Source organism: Corynebacterium glyciniphilum AJ 3170 (assembly GCF_000626675.1).
GTDB classification, from domain to species: Bacteria; Actinomycetota; Actinomycetes; order Mycobacteriales; family Mycobacteriaceae; genus Corynebacterium; species Corynebacterium glyciniphilum.
Genome location: NZ_CP006842.1, coordinates 2,185,278 through 2,204,809 on the forward strand (window position 1 = coordinate 2,185,278; position 19,532 = coordinate 2,204,809).

A 19,532-nucleotide genomic window follows, 5' to 3' on the forward strand; every position below is an offset into this window, starting at 1 on the left:
CAGTATCGACGACTACCGCACACCGTTCCGGGGTGACTACCGGACCGCGGTGTGGAGAGAAGAGCAGTGCACCATGAGCAACACCCACTATGACGTCCTGATCGTCGGGTCCGGATTCGGCGGATCCGTGACCGCACTCCGTCTGACTGAAAAAGGGTACAAGGTCGGCATCATCGAGGCCGGGCGTCGCTTCGCCGACCATGAATTCGCCAAGAACAGCTGGCATCTCAAAGAGTTCCTCTGGGCGCCGAAGCTCGGCTTCTACGGTATCCAGCGGGTCCACCTGCTGAAGGATGCCATGATCCTCGCAGGTGCCGGCGTCGGCGGTGGTTCACTGAACTACGCCAACACCCTCTACAAACCCGGTGAAGACTACTTCCACAGCCCCGCCTGGGACCACATCACCGACTGGGAGGACGAGCTCTCCCCCTACTACGACCAGGCCCGGCGCATGCTCGGAGTGGTGACGAATCCGACGGTCACCCCGGCTGACCGTCTGTCGAAGAAAGTCGCCGACGAGATGGGGGTCGGCGACACCTTCCGGATGACCCCGGTCGGGGTGTTCTTCGGCAAGAAAGTAGGACTGGAGGGCGAAGAAGGCGAAACCGTCGCAGACCCCTATTTCGGTGGAGTCGGGCCGGACCGGACGGCGTGCACGGAATGCGGCGAGTGCATGACCGGTTGCCGACACGGCGCGAAGAACACGCTGTTGAAGAATTACCTCTATCTCGCCGAGCAAGGAGGCGCAACGGTCCACGATCGGTCCACCGTCACCGGTATCTCCAAGGTCGGCGCGGACGAGGACACCGGATGGACGGTCACCACCGAAACCACCGCCCCGTTCTTCGGCAAGAAGAAGCGTCGGACGTTCACCAGCGACTACGTGGTCATGGCCGCCGGAACCTGGGGCACTCAGAACCTGCTCCACCGTGGAAAAGAAGACGGCACTCTCCCCCGGATCTCCGACCACCTCGGGCAACTCACCCGAACAAACTCGGAGGCACTACTGGGCGTCGGTTTGGACAAGCCCGACCCCGACCACGACTTCTCCCGCGGTGTGGCGATTACCTCCAGTTACTGGCCTGCCCCGGACACCCACATCGAACCCGTGCGGTACGGCAAGGGTTCGAATGCGATGGGCCTGCTCCAGACGCTGGTCACCGACGGGGACACGACGTGGCCGCGCTGGGTCGAGTTCCTCCGCCAGTTGGCGAAGAATCCGTCTGCCGTCAAGCTGGTCCTGGATCTGCGGGGCTGGTCAGAGCGAACGATGATCAACCTGGTGATGCAGGCACGTGACAACTCCCTAACCACGAGTCTGAAGACTTTCGGACCTGTCCGCTTCCTTACCAGCAGGCAGGGAGAAGGCGATCCGAACCCGACCTGGATCCCTGAGGGTAACGACGCCACCCGCCGTGGTGCGGCGCACTTCCCCAAGGCGGTCGCCGGCGGAGTGTGGTCAGAGGTCTTCAATATCCCGTTGACCGCACACTTCCTCGGCGGGTGCACTATTGCGGACTCGCCCGAAGACGGCGTTGTCGACCCCTATCACCGTGTGTGGGGGTACCCCTCGATGTTCGTCACCGACGGGGCGTCGATCACGGCGAACCCGGGGGTCAACCCGTCACTGTCGATCTCGGCGAATGCGGAACGGGCAGCCGCGCTCTGGCCCAACAAGGGCGACAGCGACCCCCGTCCGCAGCAGCGTCAGTCTGTGAATTCCTACGAGCGGATCACACCGGTTCGTCCCGACAAACCGGTCGTCCCCGACAGTGCCCCCGCCGCGTTACGACTGCCGATCACCCCAGTGTCCTCCAGCCGGTCGAATACCGTGCCGAAGATCGAGCCGGAGGCCACTCCTGCGGTCACACCGGACGTGAACATCTAGGCGACGTGTGATGTACTGACGTGCTGTGAGCACTCGGAACAACAAACTGACCGGCGGGTTGGCCGGTGCCGCCGGCGCGGCAGTGATCCTCGTCGCAGGGTACTTCGGGCTCGATGCCGTCACCGGTGACGGTGACCCCGGTGCTACCGGGGACACCTGCTCCGTCGCGTCGCTCCCAGGCCAGGCGGACGAGGTCATCGACTCCATTCTCGGCGACGGTGACTTCGACCATCCTGACCACGACGGCAAGCACTTCGGTAACTACGAAGGACGGCTTCCCGACGAACCCGGCAGCTACTACCGGGAGTACACCGTCTCAACACCGGGGCTCGACCACCGTGGAGCACGCCGGATCGTCGTCGGTGGCGGAACCGACACCAATCCCGATGTCTGGTACTACACCGCGGACCACTACGAATCTTTCTGCTCGATCCCGGACGCGGAGGACTGAACTGTCAGCCCCAGGCTGCACTGATCGCCGACGCAGAGCGATCCAGTCGTTCGAGCCGCGCCTCCGTGAGTGACGCGACCTGGTCAATAACCACCCGCATTTTGGCTGCATCGGTCGTAGCCGCCTCCCACCACGGGCGGAACAACAGGTCGAGGCTGCCTGGTGCGCCCTGGGCAAGATAGTTCGTGACGCGGAAGATCCGGTCCCGCTGACGTTCCTGGTCCGCGAGATGACGGTGCTCGTCCATCACATACAGCACAGCCAGTGACTTCAGCAGCACCACCTCGGCCTTGACCTCAGCAGGAATGACCAGGTCCGCAGCATAGCGCCCCAGAGGAACGCGTTGATCGCCCTCACTGGACAGGTTGAGATGCGATTCACGCGTGGCTGTGACCGACGCGGTGACGAAGCGGCTGACCAGCTCACTGGTCAGCCCTTTCAAAGCGGCAAGGTCCTGGAGGGTGCCGTGGAAGTCGGCTGCACGGGCGACCGGGGGCATCCGTCGGAGCCGGTCCGCGGCATCGAGCAGTTCCTCGGGGTCACCTCCGAAAGCCCGGGCGCCTTTCTCCGCCAGTGTCGCGAGCTCCACAAGATCCCACAGCACGTTCATGCTGATCCGCCCGGAGACGATGCCGTCCTCGACATCGTGCACCGAATAAGCGACGTCGTCCGACCAGTCCATGATCTGCGCCTCGAGGCATTTGCGTCCGTCCGGCGCACCGTCCCGTATCCACGTGAGGATGTCCAGGTCGTCGGCGTAGCAGGAGTACTTCATACGGGGTGCGCCGTCGGGCGCCGTCGGGCCCCACGGGTATTTGCAGGCGGCGTCGAGGGATGCCCGGGTCAGGTTCAGCCCGTAACTCTGGCCGTCCGGACCAACGGTCTTTGGTTCAAGCCGCACCAGGATGCGCAGCGTCTGTGCATTCCCCTCGAAACCGCCGCACGACGCGGCGGCTTCATCCAGGGCACGCTCGCCGTTGTGCCCGTACGGCGGGTGACCGATGTCGTGGGTCAGACCGGCGAGGTCGGCGAGGTCCGGGTCCACACCGAGGGTCTTGCCGATGCCGCGGGAAATCTGTCCGACCTCGAGAGAGTGGGTCAGGCGGGTACGTGGGGTGTCGCCCGATCCGGGTCCGACAACCTGGGTCTTGTCTGCGAGACGGCGCAGCGCCGCGCTGTGGAGCACCCGGGCGCGGTCGCGGTCGAAATCGTCGCGGGCGTCGGGCACTGCACCGTCGACTCCGAGTGATTTCCCGGGCACACTGATGATGCGCTCCAGGTCGTGGGCGGTGTAGCCGTACCGTTGCACCGTGATCTGTCTCCTCTAGCTCTCGTCGACGGTGTAGTCACCGCCGCCTTCCTCCGTCGCACGGTAGTACAGCAGGCCACCGGTCTCGTGGATGATGGCGTCAAGTTGCTCCTTCCGGCTCGACACCGCCGGCCCCTGCCTCGTCGGCGAAGCGTGTGCATCCACGCCCTGGTCCCCGACCATATTCGTCGCGCGCAGAGAATGGTTGGGATCGGTGACGACGAGAACCCGTTCCCAGCCGTTGTCCTCGGCCACCGGCGCAAACGCCTCTGCCGAGCCGAGCGTGTCCATCCCCTCGTTGACCTCGGTGATCGCCTCGTCGGGGACCCCCTTGTCCCGAAGGTAGATCGCACCAGCCTCTGCCTCAGTGTAGGCGTCTCCCTCAAGCTTTCCGCCGATGGTGGTGATGTGTGAGGACACTCCCTCTTCATAGAGCTCCACCGCATGATCGAGACGCGCGGCGAACCACTGCGACGGCGTGCCATTGTACTGGGCAGCACCCAGCACCAGGATGGTGTCCGCGCCGGCGCGGTCGTCCTGGCGGGCATAGGCCCAGACGTGTGCAGCTGTGGCGAGGGTGATGACCAGGCCGATGACGACGGTGCCGATGATCATGTAGATCAGTCCACGAATACCCGCACCGACCGTTCGTCCCGCGGTGCTGCCAATGGTTCTGCCGTTCATGCGACTAAGACTACGCACCCGAGTTCGGGGATTTCGTTATTGTGGGATGCATGTATGCTGCGAATCACCCCAGGCCCGCCTCCCGTATCCGACTCCGACGGTTCGCCGCCTCCGTCGCCGTCGCCGGAGTGGCTGGTCTCGGCGTCGGTGCCGGCGCCGCTCTGGGGTTCGGGACGGCAGCTGCGGAGCCCTCACCCCCTGCCGCTGAGGCAACTGTCCTCGCACAGGGGGCGGCGACAGACACCGATTCCACCACCGACATCACCCTGGATTCCCAAGTTGTCGACCAGGCAGGCGTGCTGTCGGACTCCGAGCGCAGCTCCATCGAGGAGACGCTGGAGAAGGGGCCGTCCGAAACCGGCGTGAAAGGGTACCTGGTGTACGTGGACAACTACTCAGGGGACCTGGAAGCCCTTGCCGGGGAGCTGAGGACCCAGGACCCTGCCAACAATGTTCTCGTCACCGTTGTCAACGTTAAATCTGAAACGAATGGACAGATTGTCACCAGTCCTGGCAGCCGTGTCCCGACCTCCGTGTCGAGCGATGTTTATTCAGCAGGTATGGACAACCTAACAGGTGGTAACTGGGCTTCCGGTGGTCAAGCGATCGCCGATGTCGTAGCCGACGTCACTCCGGCTTCCACCTACGCATGGGGTGGCGCCGCAGCAATTGTCGTCGTCGGCGGCGCAGGTGGCGCGATCTGGTACACGCGGAAGAAGAAGCGCGAGAACGAAGCAGAGCAGCTCGAATCCGCTCGCACCATCACGCCGGAAAACACTGACGACCTCTCCCAGCAGCCCACCCACGTGCTGCGCACCCTGGCCAGCGAGGAACTGCACAGCACCGACGAATCGATCCGCAAGGGCCACCAGGAACTCGATACCGCCGAGGCAGAATTCGGGGAGGAACGGACCCGCGACCTCCGCAAGGCCCTGGACGTCTCAAAGAAGGCCCTGGCGAAGGCCTATGACACCCACCAGCGTCTGCAGAATGGTCTGGTTAGCGGCGAGCACGAAGAACGCGCACAGTTGATCGACATGATCTCCTCGTGCGGGACAGCAGAGCAGAATCTGCGGGATCAGGCTGAGCGGTTCGCTACTCTGCGCGAGAAGCTGATCGACGCTCCTGAAATCGTCGACAAGTTCTTCCAGCAGACAGTAGAGTTGCGCTCGCGTATCCCCCGGTCCCGCGAAATCCTGGACAACCTGGCCAGCAAGGTGGATCCCGAACTACTTGACTCTGTTTCCGACAATCCCGACATTGCCAAAGCAGAGATCACTGAAGCCGAGGCAGCCATATCACGTGCTCGCGAGCTGCTGAACCTGCCTGCTGGCCAGCAGGGGGAGCTCATCGATGCGGCCAGTGCCGCGCACCTGGCCATCAGCCAGGCTGACAGTCAGCTGTCCGCTGTGGAGCATGCGGAGTCGCAGCTCCAGGAGGCACAGAAGAACCTCGATTCACTGATCCAGGAGGTCGACGAGGAGATCACGGAAGCCACCCATCTCGCAGCCAGCAACGCTGAGATTGACCGCGCTGAACTGGGGAAAGCGGTTGAACGTGCCAAGAACGCACTCGATGCAGCCAGGGAAAAGGGCGACAGGGACCCGCTGGGAACCTACTCAGAGCTCCTTGACGCCGACGGTGAACTCGATATCCAGCTGGATGAGGCCCGCGGTGCTGAGAACAACTACCAACGTACGTTGGGAATGGTGGACCGCACCATCGCAGAGGCGACGAACCACCTGCGGGCGGTCGAGGACACGATCCACACCCGCGGGCGCATGATCGGCGTTGAAGCCAGGTCCTCCGCCCAGTCAGCAGCTCAGGCCCTCGATGCCGCGCATAAGCAACGGGACACCCAACCACGTGCGGCATTCACGGCCGCACAGCAGGCGAACGCTCTGGCACGCCAGGCATCGCAGATGGCTCGCCGAGACATCGACGACTACAACCGCCGCAACAACCACTACGGCGGAGGCGGTGGCGGCGGAAACCTCGTCGCCGGTATGCTCCTCGGTTCGCTCCTCAGCGGGAACGGCGGTTTCGGTGGGGGCGGATTCGGCGGAGGATTCGGCGGCGGGGGCGGCGGGGACTTCGGTGGTGGTGGCGACTTCGGCAGCTTCTAGGCTCCCGACTCCTGTCACGGATTACGTCTCCCACCTCCGGCGACCTGGGGTTATTCTGGATCACCGCCGCACTCGGGCGTAATCGGCAACTTGAGGTGACGCAGGAGCAGGCTGGCTAGCTCTCCCACCGAGGCAAAAGTCGCTAGCCTGGCCCACATGACGACCCACTACTTCACCGCGTCCAGTCTCGACGGGTTCATCGCCACGACCGACCATTCACTCGACTGGCTGACCTCCCAGGACTTCGACTGGGACGGGCCGATGTCCCCTACCAGCTTCGTCGAGGGTGTCGGTGCCATAGCGATGGGCGCCACCACCTATGAATGGATCCTGGCGAATGATGACGGGTGGAGCTACAACGTTCCCGCCTGGGTATTCACTCATCGTGACCTTCCCACCGTCGACGGCGCAGACGTCCGCTTCACATCGGCATCCGTCACCGATGTGCACGCACAGATGGCGGAAGCCGCCGGGGAGAAGAACATCTGGATCGTCGGCGGAGGGGACCTGGCGGGTCAGTTCGCTGACGCCGGGCTTCTCGACGAGGTGTGGATCCAGTACGCGCCTGTCACCCTCGGAGACGGCGCACCGCTACTCCCCCGTCCCCTCAGCATGGAGCTCCTGGAGACAGTGAGAAACCGGGCGCTAGTGTGCGCCCGGTTCGAAGTCGTTAAGTGACTTCCCCACCTAATCCTCTGGTGGGGAGAGCCGCTCAGAGGAAACCGAGGAAGTACAGGATCAGGAACGGCACCAGGATGATCAGGAAGATCGACAGGCGCCAGGTCGCGGACAGTACCCGTGTCTCCATGGCGTGACGGGCCACCCATGACAGGAACACCTGGACATCCAACGGCAGCTTCTCACCCTCCCCCTCGAAGGAGACATGGACGTTCTTGAGACCACCGTTCTCTGAACTGAACTGACCGATCTTCTCCGCCTTGCTGAGATCCAATGGTGCATCCTGCTCGGAAGGAGCCCTGAACAGAACGAAATCTTTCTTGTTCTCGGCGTGGATCAGGACCCGGTGCCGGTCGGCGGTGCAGCTGATGTTCTTGGAGGCACCGAAGGTCTTCGCATCGCCGACGGCGGTGAACACCTGCGAGCCCGTGGCTTCACCGGTCGTCGCCGTCATCGCCGGGCCTTTATCCGCATCGAGCTGCCAGGTGTCTCCACCGAAGCGGATCGTGGCGACTTCCCGTTCCACGGAATACTCCCCCACCCGGTCCATGTCGCTGGGCAGGCCTGCGTAGATCGGGAAGGTGTGTCCGTCGGAGGGAACCGTCCAACGGATGTCAGGGTTCGGCATGTCTCAGTTCCGTTCTGCCTAGCAGCCCGCGAGTCGTTCGGCGAGGTAGCCCTGCAGCTTATCCAGGCTGACCCGCTCCTGGGACATGGTGTCGCGCTCACGCACAGTGACCGCGTTGTCCTCCAGGGTGTCGAAGTCGACGGTGACGCAGAACGGCGTGCCGATCTCGTCCTGGCGACGGTACCGGCGACCGATGGCACCGGACACGTCGTAGTCGACATTCCAGAGACCGCGGAGCTCCTCGGCCACCTTCTCCGCAGTGGGAGTGAGAGTCTCCTTCTTCGACAGCGGCAGAACAGCCACCTTGACCGGTGCGAGACGACGGTCCAGACGCAGGACGGTGCGCTTGTCGACTCCACCCTTGGTGTTGGGCGCCTCGTCTTCGAAGTACGCGTCCACCAGGAAGGCCATCATCGCGCGGCCGAGACCGGCGGCCGGCTCGATGCAGTACGGGATCCACCGCTCGCCGGTCTCCTGGTCAAAGAAGCTGAGATCTTCGCCGGAGTGCTCAGCATGGGTCTTCAGGTCGTAGTCCGTACGGTTGGCGACGCCCTCGAGCTCGCCCCACTTCGAACCGGCGAAGTTGAAGGCGTACTCCACGTCCACGGTGCGCTTGGAGTAGTGGGAGAGCTTCTCCTGCGGGTGCTCATACAACCGCAGGTTCTCCGGATCGATACCGAGGTTGACGTACCAGTTGAAACGGTCGTCGATCCACGTCTGGTGCCATTCCTCGTCCTCGCCCGGCTTGACGAAGAACTCCATCTCCATCTGCTCGAACTCACGGGTGCGGAAGATGAAGTTACCCGGGGTGATCTCGTTACGGAAGGACTTTCCGGTGTTCGCGATGCCGAAGGGCGGCTTCTGACGGGCCGATCCCATCACATTCTTGAAGTTGATGAAAATACCCTGTGCGGTCTCCGGACGCAGATAGTGCAGGCCCTCCTTGTCATCCACCGGGCCAAGGTAGGTCTTCAGAAGACCGGAGAACTCGCGCGGCTCCGTCCACTTTCCGGGCTGGCCGGTCACCGGATCGTTGATGTCGGCGAGACCTTTCGGCGCCTCGTGACCGTGCTTCTCCTCGTACGCCTCCAGAAGGTGATCGGCACGGTACCGCTTGTGGGTGTACAGCGATTCCACCAGCGGATCCGTGAACACCTCGACGTGACCGGACGCTTCCCAGACCTGCGTCGGCTGGATGATCGAGGTGTCCACACCCACGACGTCCTTACGGGAGGTGACCATGTGACGCCACCACTGGCGTTTGATGTTCTCCTTGAGCTCGACGCCCAGCGGACCGTAGTCCCAGGCGGAGCGCGTGCCGCCGTAAATTTCACCTGCAGGGAACACCAGTCCCCTGCGCTTGCAGAGGTTGACGACGGTCTCGATGTTACTTGCGGCCATGGGCTCGGGGCACTCCTCGTTGACGGTGGGGTTGACGGTCGTTCAGACAATCACGCCCATGATACCGGGACAACTACGGCGGGGCACCCCCGGGTCACGCACCCCGACCCGGCTCCTCAGAAAGCATAAAAAAGGACCCGCGAAAGGGGGGGTTATCGCGGGTCCCGGCCACGCTGTCCTCCGAAGAGGATGGGGCCTTGTTCCCCGTTTGATGGGATGGACTTAGGGGGGGGACAAGCCATCCCTGGGGAACTGGCACTAATTTACGGCGGCTCTGCCACCCCTGTCAAGTCCGCCGATCCTACCTCGAATAAGCCACTCTCACCTGCGCATTCCGGGGCCCAGGAAGGGTTCCGGAAAACACCTTCCCGACCGACGTCCGAATGCCGTTCCGTTCCCTCCGCGCGCGCGAACGGTTAGGGTGGAGAGCACGATGAACACTCCCCGGATCGGACAGCGAAACACCCGCCAGCGTGCGGCAGTGGTCGACACGCTCGAAGGGATGACCACCTTCGCCAGTGCGCAGGACATCCACGCCACCCTCAGCGAACGTGGCCACAAGGTCGGTTTGACGACGGTGTACCGCACCCTCCAACAACTGAACACCCAGGGGATGATCGACACGCTGCAGGACGACAGCGGTGAAATGCTCTACCGGAGCTGCAGCTCCGTGCATCACCACCATCACCTGGTGTGCACGTCGTGCAGAAAAGCGGTGGAGATCGACGGAGGTCCGGTGGAACGGTGGGCCACGGATGTCGCCCGTCAGCACGGCTTCGTGATGACCGGACACACGGCCGACGTCTTCGGACTCTGCACCGACTGTGCCCGCAAGCAACGCCTAAACTGAGCGTCGCCTGGAGCTCTCCCTATGCTGCGGCAACGTCGAACAAACTTCCCAGGGCAAATGTCACGGCTGCCGCGCCGAAACCGATCGCCAGCTGTCGCAATGCCCGTTTCCAGGGAGACATCCCCGACAGCAGTCCCACCAAGGCACCGGTAACGAGAAGGACCACTCCCACCAGCACGCAGGACAGGACGATCGCCGGTAAGCCCACCAACCCGAGTATCAACGGAATCACCGGGACCAGCGCACCGACCCCGAAACACAGAAAGCTCGAGACGGCCGCCGACATGCCGGAGCCACCGTCCTCGGCGGTCTCCGCAACCTCAGCATCCTCAGTGATGTCGCCCTCCGCGGCGGAACCTAATCCACCGGCGAGCTCAGGATCAGCGTCCAGGCCGTCAGTGGCATCCTTGATCTCCTTGAGCCTGGACAATTCGGCGAATACGTGCCGCGCTTTACGTCCGGCCGACTCCGGGTCCATCCCACGGGCCCGGTAGACCAGCTCGAGTTCATTCCGGTCCACATCCAGCTTCGGCACCGCCGTGCTGGCATTCGGGTCCGGGGTCGATGCTTCCAGCAGTTCCTTCTGGCTCGTCACCGATACGTACTCGCCGGCAGCCATCGACAGCGCGCCAGACAGCAGGCCGGCGATACCGGCGGTCAGCATCGTCGCCTGCCCGGCGCCGGCACCGAACATCCCCAGTAGGAGAGCCAGGTTCGACACCAGTCCGTCGTTGGCACCGAAGATCGCTGCCCGGAAATCCCCGGACATCTTCGCTCTGCCCCGTGCCGCCAGTCCCCGGACGATCTCGGCGTGGATCGCCTCATCCGCCGCCATCTGTTCGGTAGCGTCCTTGTCGGACAAGTAGTGGTTGCGCGACTCCGCGGACTGAAGCAGTGCCAGAACGAACACCGACCCGAACCTACGCGCCATCCACGCCATCAGTCTGGTGTTCAGACCGGCCTTGCGCGGCAACCCGACCTCATCCCCCAGTCGTGCCCGCCAGTACTCCTCATGGCGGGACTCTGCTTCGGCGATTCCCAGCAGGATCTCGCGTTCCTCACCGGTGCGTTTACGGGCGAGCTCCCGGTACACCGCCCCTTCCGCCCGCTCATCAGCCAGGTAGCGCCGCCACCGGTTGAGTTGGCGACGGGTCGGTTCGTCGTTCATTTCACACCGCCGAACCGTCGGTCCCGTTTCGCATACTCCAGTACCGCTTTCTGCAGATGATCCGGGGTGAAATCAGGGAACAGGACGTCCTGGTAGACCATCTCGGCATAGACCGACTGCCATGGCAGGAAGTTCGAGGTCCGCTGCTCACCGGATGGGCGTAGGAACAGGTCCACGTCCGGCATACCGGGATCGTTCATGAAGGCCGACACGGTTTTCTCGGTGATCTCGCGGGGCTTCAGTCTCCCCGCAGCGACTTCAGCGGCGATCGCGCGCGTGGCGTCGGTGATCTCCGCCCGCCCTCCGTAGTTCACGCACATGACCAGGGTCATCCTGGTGTTGTGTCGGGTCTGTTCCTCAGCTTTCTGCAGTTCCGAGATCACCGACCTCCACAGCCGCGGGCGCCGTCCCGCCCAGACGACGCGCACACCCTTCGCATCGAGTTCATCGCGTCGCCGCCGCAGCACATCGCGGTTGAACCCCATGAGGAAACGTACTTCATCGGTGCTCCTGCGCCAGTTCTCCGTAGAGAAGGCGTACGCAGAGAGGTAGTCGATCCCGAGTTCCAGGCATTCGTCGATGATGTCCATGAGGACACCTTCGCCACGCTTGTGCCCCTCCGTGCGTGCCAGCCCCCGGTCCTGCGCCCAACGGCCGTTGCCGTCCATCACGATCGCAACGTGGCGGGGAATGAACTCAGCGGGGATCTCGGGTCTACTCACGCCCAACATTGTGCCAGACGGTGCGTCACAGAGATGAGAATGCCCGACACGGAGATTCCGTCTGGTTCTTCACATGAGCGAGAAGAAGCTCGTGGGCGATACTCAGCACCCGGGTGCCGTCCGCCCCGTCGGCGACGGCGCCTACTGCTGCGAGGTCGCCAGACCGCCCCCGGGACAGCAGCCAGAGAACCCTGACGGATTGTGCGGGAGGGGTGAACGCCCCCGGCGGGCGGCACGTCGTGCACACTGCCCCACCGGCCAGCGGGTGGAAGGCAGAATGTGGGCCGACCCGTCCGCACTGTGCACAATCCACCAGACTGGGCGCCCAGCCTGCCATCCCCAACGACTGCAGGACGAACCGGTCCGCCTGAGTGCGCGGAGGAAGCCCCGATCCGGAAAGGCCCGTGTCCCGTACCGCCGGCGACGCCAGTGTTGCAAGCGCCTCGTCGAGCCCGTCGAACACGTGACCCGCTTCTTCACCGGACCCCTGGACGGTCAGTTCCGCAATCTCCAGCATCGCCACACCGGCGTAGTACCGGTCGACGTCGGTACTGATCTGGGGTGCGAATGTGTGAACGGTGACAGCATCGGTGACATTGGCCAGACCACCGTCCGGCTTCGAGCGGTTCCGTCCCGGGTAGATCTGGACATTCACACGACAGAAGCGGTCGAGACGGGCACCGAAGCGTGACTTGGACCGGCGGATCCCTTTCGCGACGGCGCGGACCAGTCCGTGTTCCCGGGTGAGCAGTACGACAATGAGGTCGGCCTCGCCGAGTTTGTGGGTACGGACGACAAAAGCCTCGTCCCGGTACTGGGGACGAGGGCTTCTGGACATGGTGACCAGTGTACGACCGGAGTCCGTGTACTGGTCGCGCGAGGTGTCAGTACCGTCCGGTCTGGCCACCCGGGCGCTCGAGCAGTCGCTGGTCGATCGACTGCGCGGACTGCGCGATCCGGATGTTGGAAAGGTAGAACTCCAGCATCATCCGCAGCGACATCAGCATGAACAGCATGCCGATCGTGAGGATGACGACACCGAACAGCCCGAGAACGAAGCCACCGACACCGAATTCGCTGGCGGGTGCAATGAGGGCAAAGAGCACATAGCCGACCCACAGTAGCGCAATGAAAGCGAAACCCAGGGCGTAGGCGAACTTGATGATTGACGGCGTGGCGTACCGGGTGAAGCTGAAGTCGAACAGAGCGGAGAAGAACGAGTCCTGGTTCGCTCCCCCGTCCGGCGCAGTGGGGTATGCGCCGGGACCGGGCTGCGGCTGAGCGCCGAAAGACGGGTAGCCTGCCCCTTGGTTCGCCGCATCACCGGAGGGATTACTCCAACGGTTGGCGCGGTACTCGCCGTTGGTGCTGTTGTCGCTGTTGTTGTCGCCGGGGGCGCTCATGAAAGTCTCCTGGAAGCGTCGGGGGAGGTTAGATCACGCCGACATTATCACCGTGGGCTCAGAACCCCAGGCGTCCCAGTTGCTTGGGGTCGGACTGCCAGTTCTTCGCGACCTTCATCCGCAGATCCAGGTACACATTCTGCCCCAGCAGGTCCATCAGGCTCTGCCGGGAGTTGTGGATGATCCGTCCCCACCGGCGGTTGTCCTTGCCCCGCAGGATACGCTTCTGCCCCTCACGTTCCAGGAAGATCACGGCGTGGACGTCCAGGACCCCTTCACGGTCCTCTGACGGCAGCACTTCGTCGATCTGGACGGCGACCGAGTGCGGCAGTTCGTCGTGCAGGCCGGACAGCGCTGCTTCCCTGATCAGTTCCGACATCCGGGTATCCCTGTCATCATCGGTGACATGGTCGTCCGGGTAGAGCTTCGGCCCCTCCGGCAGTAGACCGCTGACGACGTCGAGCAGGACATCCAGCTGCACTTCACCGGTGGCGGAGACAGGGATGACCTCTCCCCCGTCCAACAGGTCGTGCAGAGCCATCAACTGTGCGCCGACCTGGTCCTTGGACGCCTTGTCGAGCTTCGTGACGATGCCGACGACCGGGGTCTTCGGCGCAGCCTTCCGCACTGCGTCCAGTATCCACCGGTCGCCGGGGCCGATCTTCTCGTCGGCCGGGATGCACAACCCGATGACGTCTACGTCGGCGTACGTCTCTTTGACGACCTCATTGAGCCGCTCGCCCAACAGGGTGCGTGGACGGTGCAACCCGGGGGTATCGACGACGATGATCTGGGATTCCGGACGATGTACGATCCCACGGATCGGGTGCCGTGTCGTCTCCGGCTGGTCAGCGGTGATCGCGATCTTCTCGCCGACCAGGGCGTTGGTCAAGGTCGATTTTCCGGTGTTGGGGCGACCGACGAAGCTGACGAATCCGCTACGGAAGCCCTCCGGCGCGCTGAAGTCGATGGCTGGTGCTGCGACAGCGTCGGACGGCAGGTCTGTCTCATCGGGGAAGTCGGGAAAATCCGGGGTGTCACTCATGGTCGATCCTGTCTCTGGTGTTGTCCGGCACGTCAGTGTCCGGTGTGTGTTCCGATCCCGTGTCGGGATCGTCGTGCAGTTCATCGTCTCCGTGGGCAGGCTTCGTCGGTCCGGAGACCACCACGGTGCGCACCTTGATCCGGCCGCGTCGGTCGCGTCCACCCTCGCAGGTCAGGTGGAGGCCCGCGACGTCGAGTTCGGCGCCCGGCAGCGGGACCTTACCGAGTTCGAATGCGGCCAGCCCGGCGACGGTGTCGACCTCGTCCTGGATCTCGTCGGAGAACTCCAGACCGACATCCTCGTAGAGTTCGGCGAGGTCACTGAGGCTCATCCACGCCTCCACGCGGTAGACCCCGTCGGTGATCTTCTCCACTGGCACATCGTCACCGTCATCGTATTCATCACTGATCTCACCGACGATCTCCTCCAGGATATCCTCGATGCTGACCAGGCCCGCCGTTCCGCCGTACTCGTCGACCAGCACAGCGATGTGCACCTGGTCGCGTTGCATGTCCTCGAGGAGGTCATCGAGGTTGCGGGAGTCCGGGACGAAGACCGGCTCCCGCATCATGTCGTGGACGGGCACTGCACGGTCGGCGGTGGAGGCATCGTACGTGGCGGCCACAAGGTCCTTGAGATACACCACGCCGACGATGTCGTCGACGCTCTCACCGACCACGGGGACCCGGGACAACCCGGACCGAACGCACAACCGCACCGCCTGCGCGGCGGTCTTGTCATCCTCGATCCACAGAATCTCCGGTCGTGGCACCATGATCTCCCGGGCAGTGGTGTCCGCCAGATCGAAGACCGACTGGATCATCCGTCTCTCATCGATCTCGACAACGCCACGCTCCTGGGCGATATCGACCATCTCCCGCAGTTCGATCTCCGTGGCGAAGGGACCTGCACGCAGCCCGCGTCCGGGGGTGACCACACCACCGAGCCAGACCAGGACCCTGGACAACGGTCCGAGGATCTTGCGCACCACCACGAGCAGTGTCGCCGAACGCAACGAGACGCTGTACGGGTTGCGCCGACCCATGGTCCGGGAGACAACGCCCACGACGACATAGATCAGAAGCGTGACCACGATGATCGACACGGCGATCGACCAGCTACGCTCCCCCACCATGTCCAGCGCGACGACCGTGACGAGGACGGCCGCCGAGGCCTCACAGACCGTACGGAGCAGGACCAGAAGGTTGATGTAGTCCGGCCTGTCACGCACCACCTGCAGCAAACGGGACGCCCCCGGCCGGTCATCCTTGACCAGCGATTCCACCCGTGCCAGCGACAGTGAGCTCAACGCGGTCTCTGTCGAGGACAGCACTCCCGCCAGGGGCAGGATGACAAGCAACGCCACGACCGCGGAGAGAATAACGGGTAGATCAGGCATCGGCGGGAGGCTCGCTGTACGGCGGAGGGACCGGGTTCACCCACCGGTCCGTCCCGGCGTCGGAGGCGCTGGGAAAGGCCGCCGCACCGCTGGGCTTCGGTCCGTAGGAGATGCCCCGCTCCGCCTGGGAGTCGTACCAATTGACCAGGATCTCGTTCTGCAGCGCGAACATCCGCTGCTCCTCCTCCGGCACGACATGGTCGAAACCGAGCAGGTGGAGCACGCCGTGGACCGTCAGCAGGTCGAGTTCGTGGGCCAACCCGTGGCCGGCGCGTTCTGCCTGACCCCGTGCGAACTCCGGGCACAGCATGATGTCGCCGAGAACGCCCGGTCCCGGCGGCGGTCCGTCCTTGCGGCCCCACCCCGGTGTCAGTTCATCCATCGGGAAGCTCATCACGTCTGTGGGCCCGGGGAGGTCCAGCCACCGTACATGCAGGTCGGCGATGGTCTCCAGATCCACGATATGGATGGACAGCTCCGCCGACGAGTGCACGTCGAGACTCCACAAGGCGAAGCGCGCGACGTCGATCAACTCCTCCTCGTTGACCTCTCCGAAACCCGACTCATTGAATACCTCGATACTCACCGGTTTCTCCTCTCCTCGCGGTCCTGACGCGCCAGTTCCGCTTCCGCAGCCTGATCAGACTCATAACGTTCATAGGCCTGGATGATCCGTCCGACAAGGTGGTGACGGACCACGTCGGTGGTGTCGAATTCGGTGACCGTCACCCCGTCCACGCCAGAGAGGATCCGATGCGCCACGCTGAGGCCGCTGGCCTGGTGGTTCGGCAGGTCGACCTGGGTGAGATCGCCGGTGACCACGATCTTGGTCCCGAAGCCCAGACGGGTCAGGAACATCTTCATCTGGGCGGGAGTGGTGTTCTGTGCCTCGTCGAGGATCACGAACGCCCCGTTGAGTGTGCGGCCACGCATGTAGGCCAGCGGAGCGACCTCGATGACACCGGACTCGATGAGCCGCGGGATGGTCTCGGGCTCCAGCATGTCCCGGAGCGCATCGTAGAGAGGTCGCAGATACGGGTCGATCTTCTCACCGAGTGTCCCCGGAAGGAATCCGAGCTTTTCACCCGCCTCCACGGCGGGACGGGTCAGGATGATCCTGTTGACCTCACGCTTCTGCAGCGCCTGCACCGCCTTGGCGACGGCAAGATAGGTCTTGCCGGTGCCGGCCGGTCCGGTGCCCACCACCACGGTGGAGGCATCGATGGCATCAACGTAGCTGCGCTGCCCCACCGTCTTGGGACGGATGACCTTGCCCCGGTGCTCGACGATGACCTCGCCGGTCACCGAGGCCATACCGGCAGAACCCGCGGCCCCGTCCGTCGGCAGCGACTCCCGCGCCTCCACGTCGGCCCGACGGTCCGTCTCGTCGACGAGGTCTATGGTGCGGCGGGTGAGGTCCGGGGTCACCTCAGAGCCGCGAACCGCCATGGCTTCGAGCTCGCGCAGGACACGACGGGCGCGGGCAACCTGGGACGCCTCGCCACGCAAGGTGACATGATTCCCCCTGCTGAGCAGGTCAGCGTCGATGTGGTCCTCGATAATGCGGAAGTTCTCGTCGGCGAGACCCGAGACCGTCTGTGCGGTGTCCGGATCGAGTTCGACAGAGGTGGAGGCGATACGCCTTGGTGGTTGCTTCAAAATGCTTCCGGGTTCTCCTGTGAATATGTGGAACACGTGGCCACGTGTTGATACATGAAGCTTAGCGTGACCACCGTGTGGTGAGCACGCCGATGGCGCCCAGTGCAACGGCAGCGGCCGTCGCGGTACGCAGCACCTCCGGGCCGAGTACGACCGACTGGCCGGCCTCCCGTCCGTCGTGGGCTGAGGTGACAGCGTTGATCTCACGGTCGCTGATGCCACCCTCCGGGCCGATGACAAGAACCACTTCGTCGACGTCGAGGTCGACCTGGGCCAGCGGTGTGGCCGCTTCCTCGTGGAGGACCAGGACACGGACCGTCGGCGGGTCGGCGCCCTCGGATACGTCCCAGGGCCGTGACGCGAGGTGCTCCTGGAGATGGCCGATGTCGGTGAGCAGGTCTCCGACATGAGCCCCGGACAGGCGACGCGACTGCTTCATAGCCGCGACCGCCGTCGCGGACCACCGTGCGTGGGCCTTGGCGGACTTGTCCGATTTTCCTCCCTTGCCCCCGGTCCACCGCGACACGCACCTGTCCGCCTGCCACGGAATGATCCTGTCCGCCCCCGCCTGTACCGCGAGGTCGACGGCGAGCTCTGCTCGCTCGGACTTCGGAATCGCCTGCACAACCGTGACCCGCGGGCGGGGATCACGCCCGGCGATCCGGTGTCCACCGGCGACGGTGCCGTCACCGGTCCAGTGACCTGCCACCCCGACCCCCGAACCGTCGGTCAACACCACGGGCTCGCCCTGGCGCATCCGCTTCACCGAGGCATGTCGAGCCTCGGCGTCCGGGAGGGTGAACGCGCCGCTCTCCCCCACCCGGGCCAACTGGCTCACAAGGTCGGGGACGACGAAGACAGGATCGGTCACCGCACTGCCACCCGTTACCGGCCGAACTTCTGGCGCAGCCGGGAGAACAGCCCACCAGAGTGCTCGTCCTCACTGGACTGCACTCCTGCGACGTGCTTGGACGTGCCGCGGAACTGCTCGAGCAGTTCCCGCTGTTTCTTGTCGAGGTCGGACGGAACGGTGACATCGACGTGGGCGATGAGGCTGCCGTACCCCTCGCGCCGCAGATGCGGCATTCCTCTGCCCTTCACCCGCACAATCGCCTCCGGCTGGGTACCGGGCTCGACGGCGACGGTGGCCACCGAATCGTCGAGCAACGGAACGTCCACGGACGTTCCCAGGGCGGCGTCGACCATGGGCACGTTCACGGTGACGTGCAGATCGTCAGCGTCGCGAAGGAAGTACGGGTGCTCCTTGACCTGTACCTCCACGTACAGGTCACCGGCGGGACCGCCACCGGGGCCGACCTCGCCCTCCCCGGACATACGGATGCGCATCCCGTCGCGGATGCCGGCGGGAATCTTCACCTCGATGTCACGACGGGCGCGCACGCGTCCGTCGCCGGCGCACTCCTGACACGGGTCCTCGATGATCTCACCCACGCCCTGGCACCGAGGGCAGGCGCGAGCGACCTGGACACGCCCCAGAATCGACTGCTGGATCTCCATGACCTGGCCCTGCCCGTGACACGTCGGGCAGGTGACCGGGTCCGACTTGGACTCGGAGCCGCTGCCGTCACACACCTCGCACAGGACGGCAGTATCCACGGTGACGTCCTTCGTGACACCGGCGAAACAGTCGTCGAGGGTCAGCTGAAGCCGCAGGAGGGCGTCGTTGCCCGGGCGCACACGGGAGACCCGCGGCCCTCCGCCTGCACCACCGGCGCCACCACCGAAGAATGCGTCGAAGATGTCACCGAATCCGCCGCCGCCGAACCCGCCGGGACCACCGCCGCCACCGGGGCCCTGCTCCTCAGGGTCTCCGCCCGCGTCGACAATCCGACGCTTCTGCGGGTCGGTCAGTACTTCCTGTGCCAGGGACGCCTCACGGAACTTCTCCGCGGCCTCGTCGGACGGGTTGACGTCCGGGTGGTACTTGCGGGCCAGGCGTCGGTAGGCCTTCTTGATCTCGGCGTCCGACGCATCACTGCTGACGCCGAGAATTCCGTAGTAGTCACGTGCCAAGGTGGCTGATTCCTTCTCACCGTAATTGGGGTCTGTCCTGTGTCCGGCACGGATACGTTCCATGCGGACGTCCAGGGCTCAGGCGAG

At 64.3% G+C, this 19,532-nt stretch carries 19 protein-coding genes; 5 read left to right on the forward strand and 14 right to left on the reverse strand.

Annotated elements, in window-relative coordinates:
• Positions 1-73 precede the first annotated feature (73 nt).
• Both CGLY_RS10265 and CGLY_RS10270 read left to right on the forward strand, forming a co-directional pair.
• The gene (locus CGLY_RS10265) at positions 74-1,888 is read left to right on the forward strand and encodes a GMC oxidoreductase (RefSeq protein ID WP_052540876.1); all 1,815 of its coding nucleotides are present in this window, start codon (positions 74-76) and stop codon (positions 1,886-1,888) included.
• Positions 1,889-1,913: 25 nt separating this feature from the next.
• Positions 1,914-2,339 carry a ribonuclease domain-containing protein gene (locus CGLY_RS10270; RefSeq protein WP_038549203.1) on the forward strand — a complete coding sequence of 142 codons (426 nt, stop codon included), beginning with the start codon at positions 1,914-1,916 and terminating at the stop codon, positions 2,337-2,339.
• A gap of 4 nt (positions 2,340-2,343) precedes the next feature.
• On the opposite strand, the gene CGLY_RS10275 is transcribed toward CGLY_RS10270, so the two are convergent.
• Both CGLY_RS10275 and CGLY_RS10280 read right to left on the reverse strand, forming a co-directional pair.
• Entirely contained in the window at positions 2,344-3,648 is a 1,305-nt protein-coding gene (locus CGLY_RS10275) for a deoxyguanosinetriphosphate triphosphohydrolase (RefSeq protein ID WP_038549205.1), read from the reverse strand.
• A 15-nt stretch (positions 3,649-3,663) separates the two neighbouring features.
• Positions 3,664-4,332 carry a YdcF family protein gene (locus tag CGLY_RS10280; RefSeq protein ID WP_038549207.1) on the reverse strand — a complete coding sequence of 223 codons (669 nt, stop codon included), beginning with the start codon at positions 4,330-4,332 and terminating at the stop codon, positions 3,664-3,666.
• A 50-nt stretch (positions 4,333-4,382) separates the two neighbouring features.
• Between CGLY_RS10280 and CGLY_RS10285 the strand changes: the two genes are divergently transcribed.
• Together CGLY_RS10285 and CGLY_RS10290 are read left to right on the forward strand one after the other, a co-directional pair.
• Positions 4,383-6,458: a TPM domain-containing protein gene (locus tag CGLY_RS10285; protein ID WP_081803875.1), complete on the forward strand. Its 2,076-nt coding sequence runs from the start codon at positions 4,383-4,385 to the stop codon at positions 6,456-6,458.
• Between the two features lie 156 nt (positions 6,459-6,614).
• Positions 6,615-7,136, forward strand: a complete 522-nt coding sequence (locus CGLY_RS10290; protein WP_038549209.1) for a dihydrofolate reductase family protein — start codon at positions 6,615-6,617, stop codon at positions 7,134-7,136.
• Between the two features lie 34 nt (positions 7,137-7,170).
• Here CGLY_RS10290 and CGLY_RS10295 read toward each other — a convergent pair whose 3' ends face one another.
• Positions 7,171-7,764 carry a hypothetical protein gene (locus tag CGLY_RS10295; protein ID WP_038549211.1) on the reverse strand — a complete coding sequence of 198 codons (594 nt, stop codon included), beginning with the start codon at positions 7,762-7,764 and terminating at the stop codon, positions 7,171-7,173.
• Positions 7,765-7,782: 18 nt separating this feature from the next.
• Positions 7,783-9,165 carry a glycine--tRNA ligase gene (locus CGLY_RS10300; RefSeq protein WP_038549213.1) on the reverse strand — a complete coding sequence of 461 codons (1,383 nt, stop codon included), beginning with the start codon at positions 9,163-9,165 and terminating at the stop codon, positions 7,783-7,785.
• A 433-nt stretch (positions 9,166-9,598) separates the two neighbouring features.
• Here CGLY_RS10300 and CGLY_RS10305 point away from each other — a divergent pair, with 433 nt between their 5' ends.
• Positions 9,599-10,015: a Fur family transcriptional regulator gene (locus CGLY_RS10305; RefSeq protein ID WP_038549215.1), complete on the forward strand. Its 417-nt coding sequence runs from the start codon at positions 9,599-9,601 to the stop codon at positions 10,013-10,015.
• A 19-nt stretch (positions 10,016-10,034) separates the two neighbouring features.
• Here the strand turns inward: CGLY_RS10305 and CGLY_RS10310 are convergent, their stop codons facing one another.
• From CGLY_RS10310 to dnaJ, 10 genes are all read right to left on the reverse strand, one after another.
• Positions 10,035-11,183 (reverse strand): VIT1/CCC1 transporter family protein, encoded by a 1,149-nt coding sequence (locus CGLY_RS10310; protein WP_038549217.1) that lies wholly within the window; start codon positions 11,181-11,183, stop codon positions 10,035-10,037.
• On the reverse strand, positions 11,180-11,914 hold the full coding sequence (locus CGLY_RS10315) for an isoprenyl transferase (RefSeq protein WP_038549219.1): 735 nt from the start codon (positions 11,912-11,914) through the stop codon (positions 11,180-11,182). The genes CGLY_RS10310 and CGLY_RS10315 overlap by 4 nt, the downstream gene beginning before the upstream one ends.
• 16 nt (positions 11,915-11,930) lie before the next feature.
• Complete coding sequence (recO, locus tag CGLY_RS10320) at positions 11,931-12,743, reverse strand: DNA repair protein RecO (RefSeq protein ID WP_038552510.1); 813 nt, start codon at positions 12,741-12,743, stop codon at positions 11,931-11,933.
• 46 nt (positions 12,744-12,789) lie between these two features.
• The gene (locus CGLY_RS16780) at positions 12,790-13,308 is read right to left on the reverse strand and encodes a DUF4282 domain-containing protein (RefSeq protein WP_052540012.1); all 519 of its coding nucleotides are present in this window, start codon (positions 13,306-13,308) and stop codon (positions 12,790-12,792) included.
• A 58-nt stretch (positions 13,309-13,366) separates the two neighbouring features.
• Positions 13,367-14,353, reverse strand: coding sequence for a GTPase Era (gene era / locus CGLY_RS10330; RefSeq protein WP_407080792.1), 987 nt, complete (start codon positions 14,351-14,353; stop codon positions 13,367-13,369).
• Positions 14,346-15,752 (reverse strand): hemolysin family protein, encoded by a 1,407-nt coding sequence (locus CGLY_RS10335; protein WP_052540014.1) that lies wholly within the window; start codon positions 15,750-15,752, stop codon positions 14,346-14,348. The genes era and CGLY_RS10335 overlap by 8 nt, the downstream gene beginning before the upstream one ends.
• Positions 15,745-16,338, reverse strand: a complete 594-nt coding sequence (ybeY, locus tag CGLY_RS10340; RefSeq protein WP_038549221.1) for an rRNA maturation RNase YbeY — start codon at positions 16,336-16,338, stop codon at positions 15,745-15,747. Before ybeY ends, CGLY_RS10335 begins: the two co-directional genes overlap by 8 nt.
• A complete protein-coding gene (locus CGLY_RS10345) occupies positions 16,335-17,411 on the reverse strand; it encodes a PhoH family protein (RefSeq protein WP_052540015.1) in 1,077 nt (358 codons plus the stop codon). Before CGLY_RS10345 ends, ybeY begins: the two co-directional genes overlap by 4 nt.
• A gap of 61 nt (positions 17,412-17,472) precedes the next feature.
• Complete coding sequence (locus CGLY_RS10350) at positions 17,473-18,282, reverse strand: 16S rRNA (uracil(1498)-N(3))-methyltransferase (RefSeq protein WP_038549223.1); 810 nt, start codon at positions 18,280-18,282, stop codon at positions 17,473-17,475.
• A 14-nt stretch (positions 18,283-18,296) separates the two neighbouring features.
• A complete protein-coding gene (gene dnaJ, locus CGLY_RS10355) occupies positions 18,297-19,445 on the reverse strand; it encodes a molecular chaperone DnaJ (RefSeq protein WP_038552542.1) in 1,149 nt (382 codons plus the stop codon).
• Positions 19,446-19,532 lie beyond the last annotated feature (87 nt).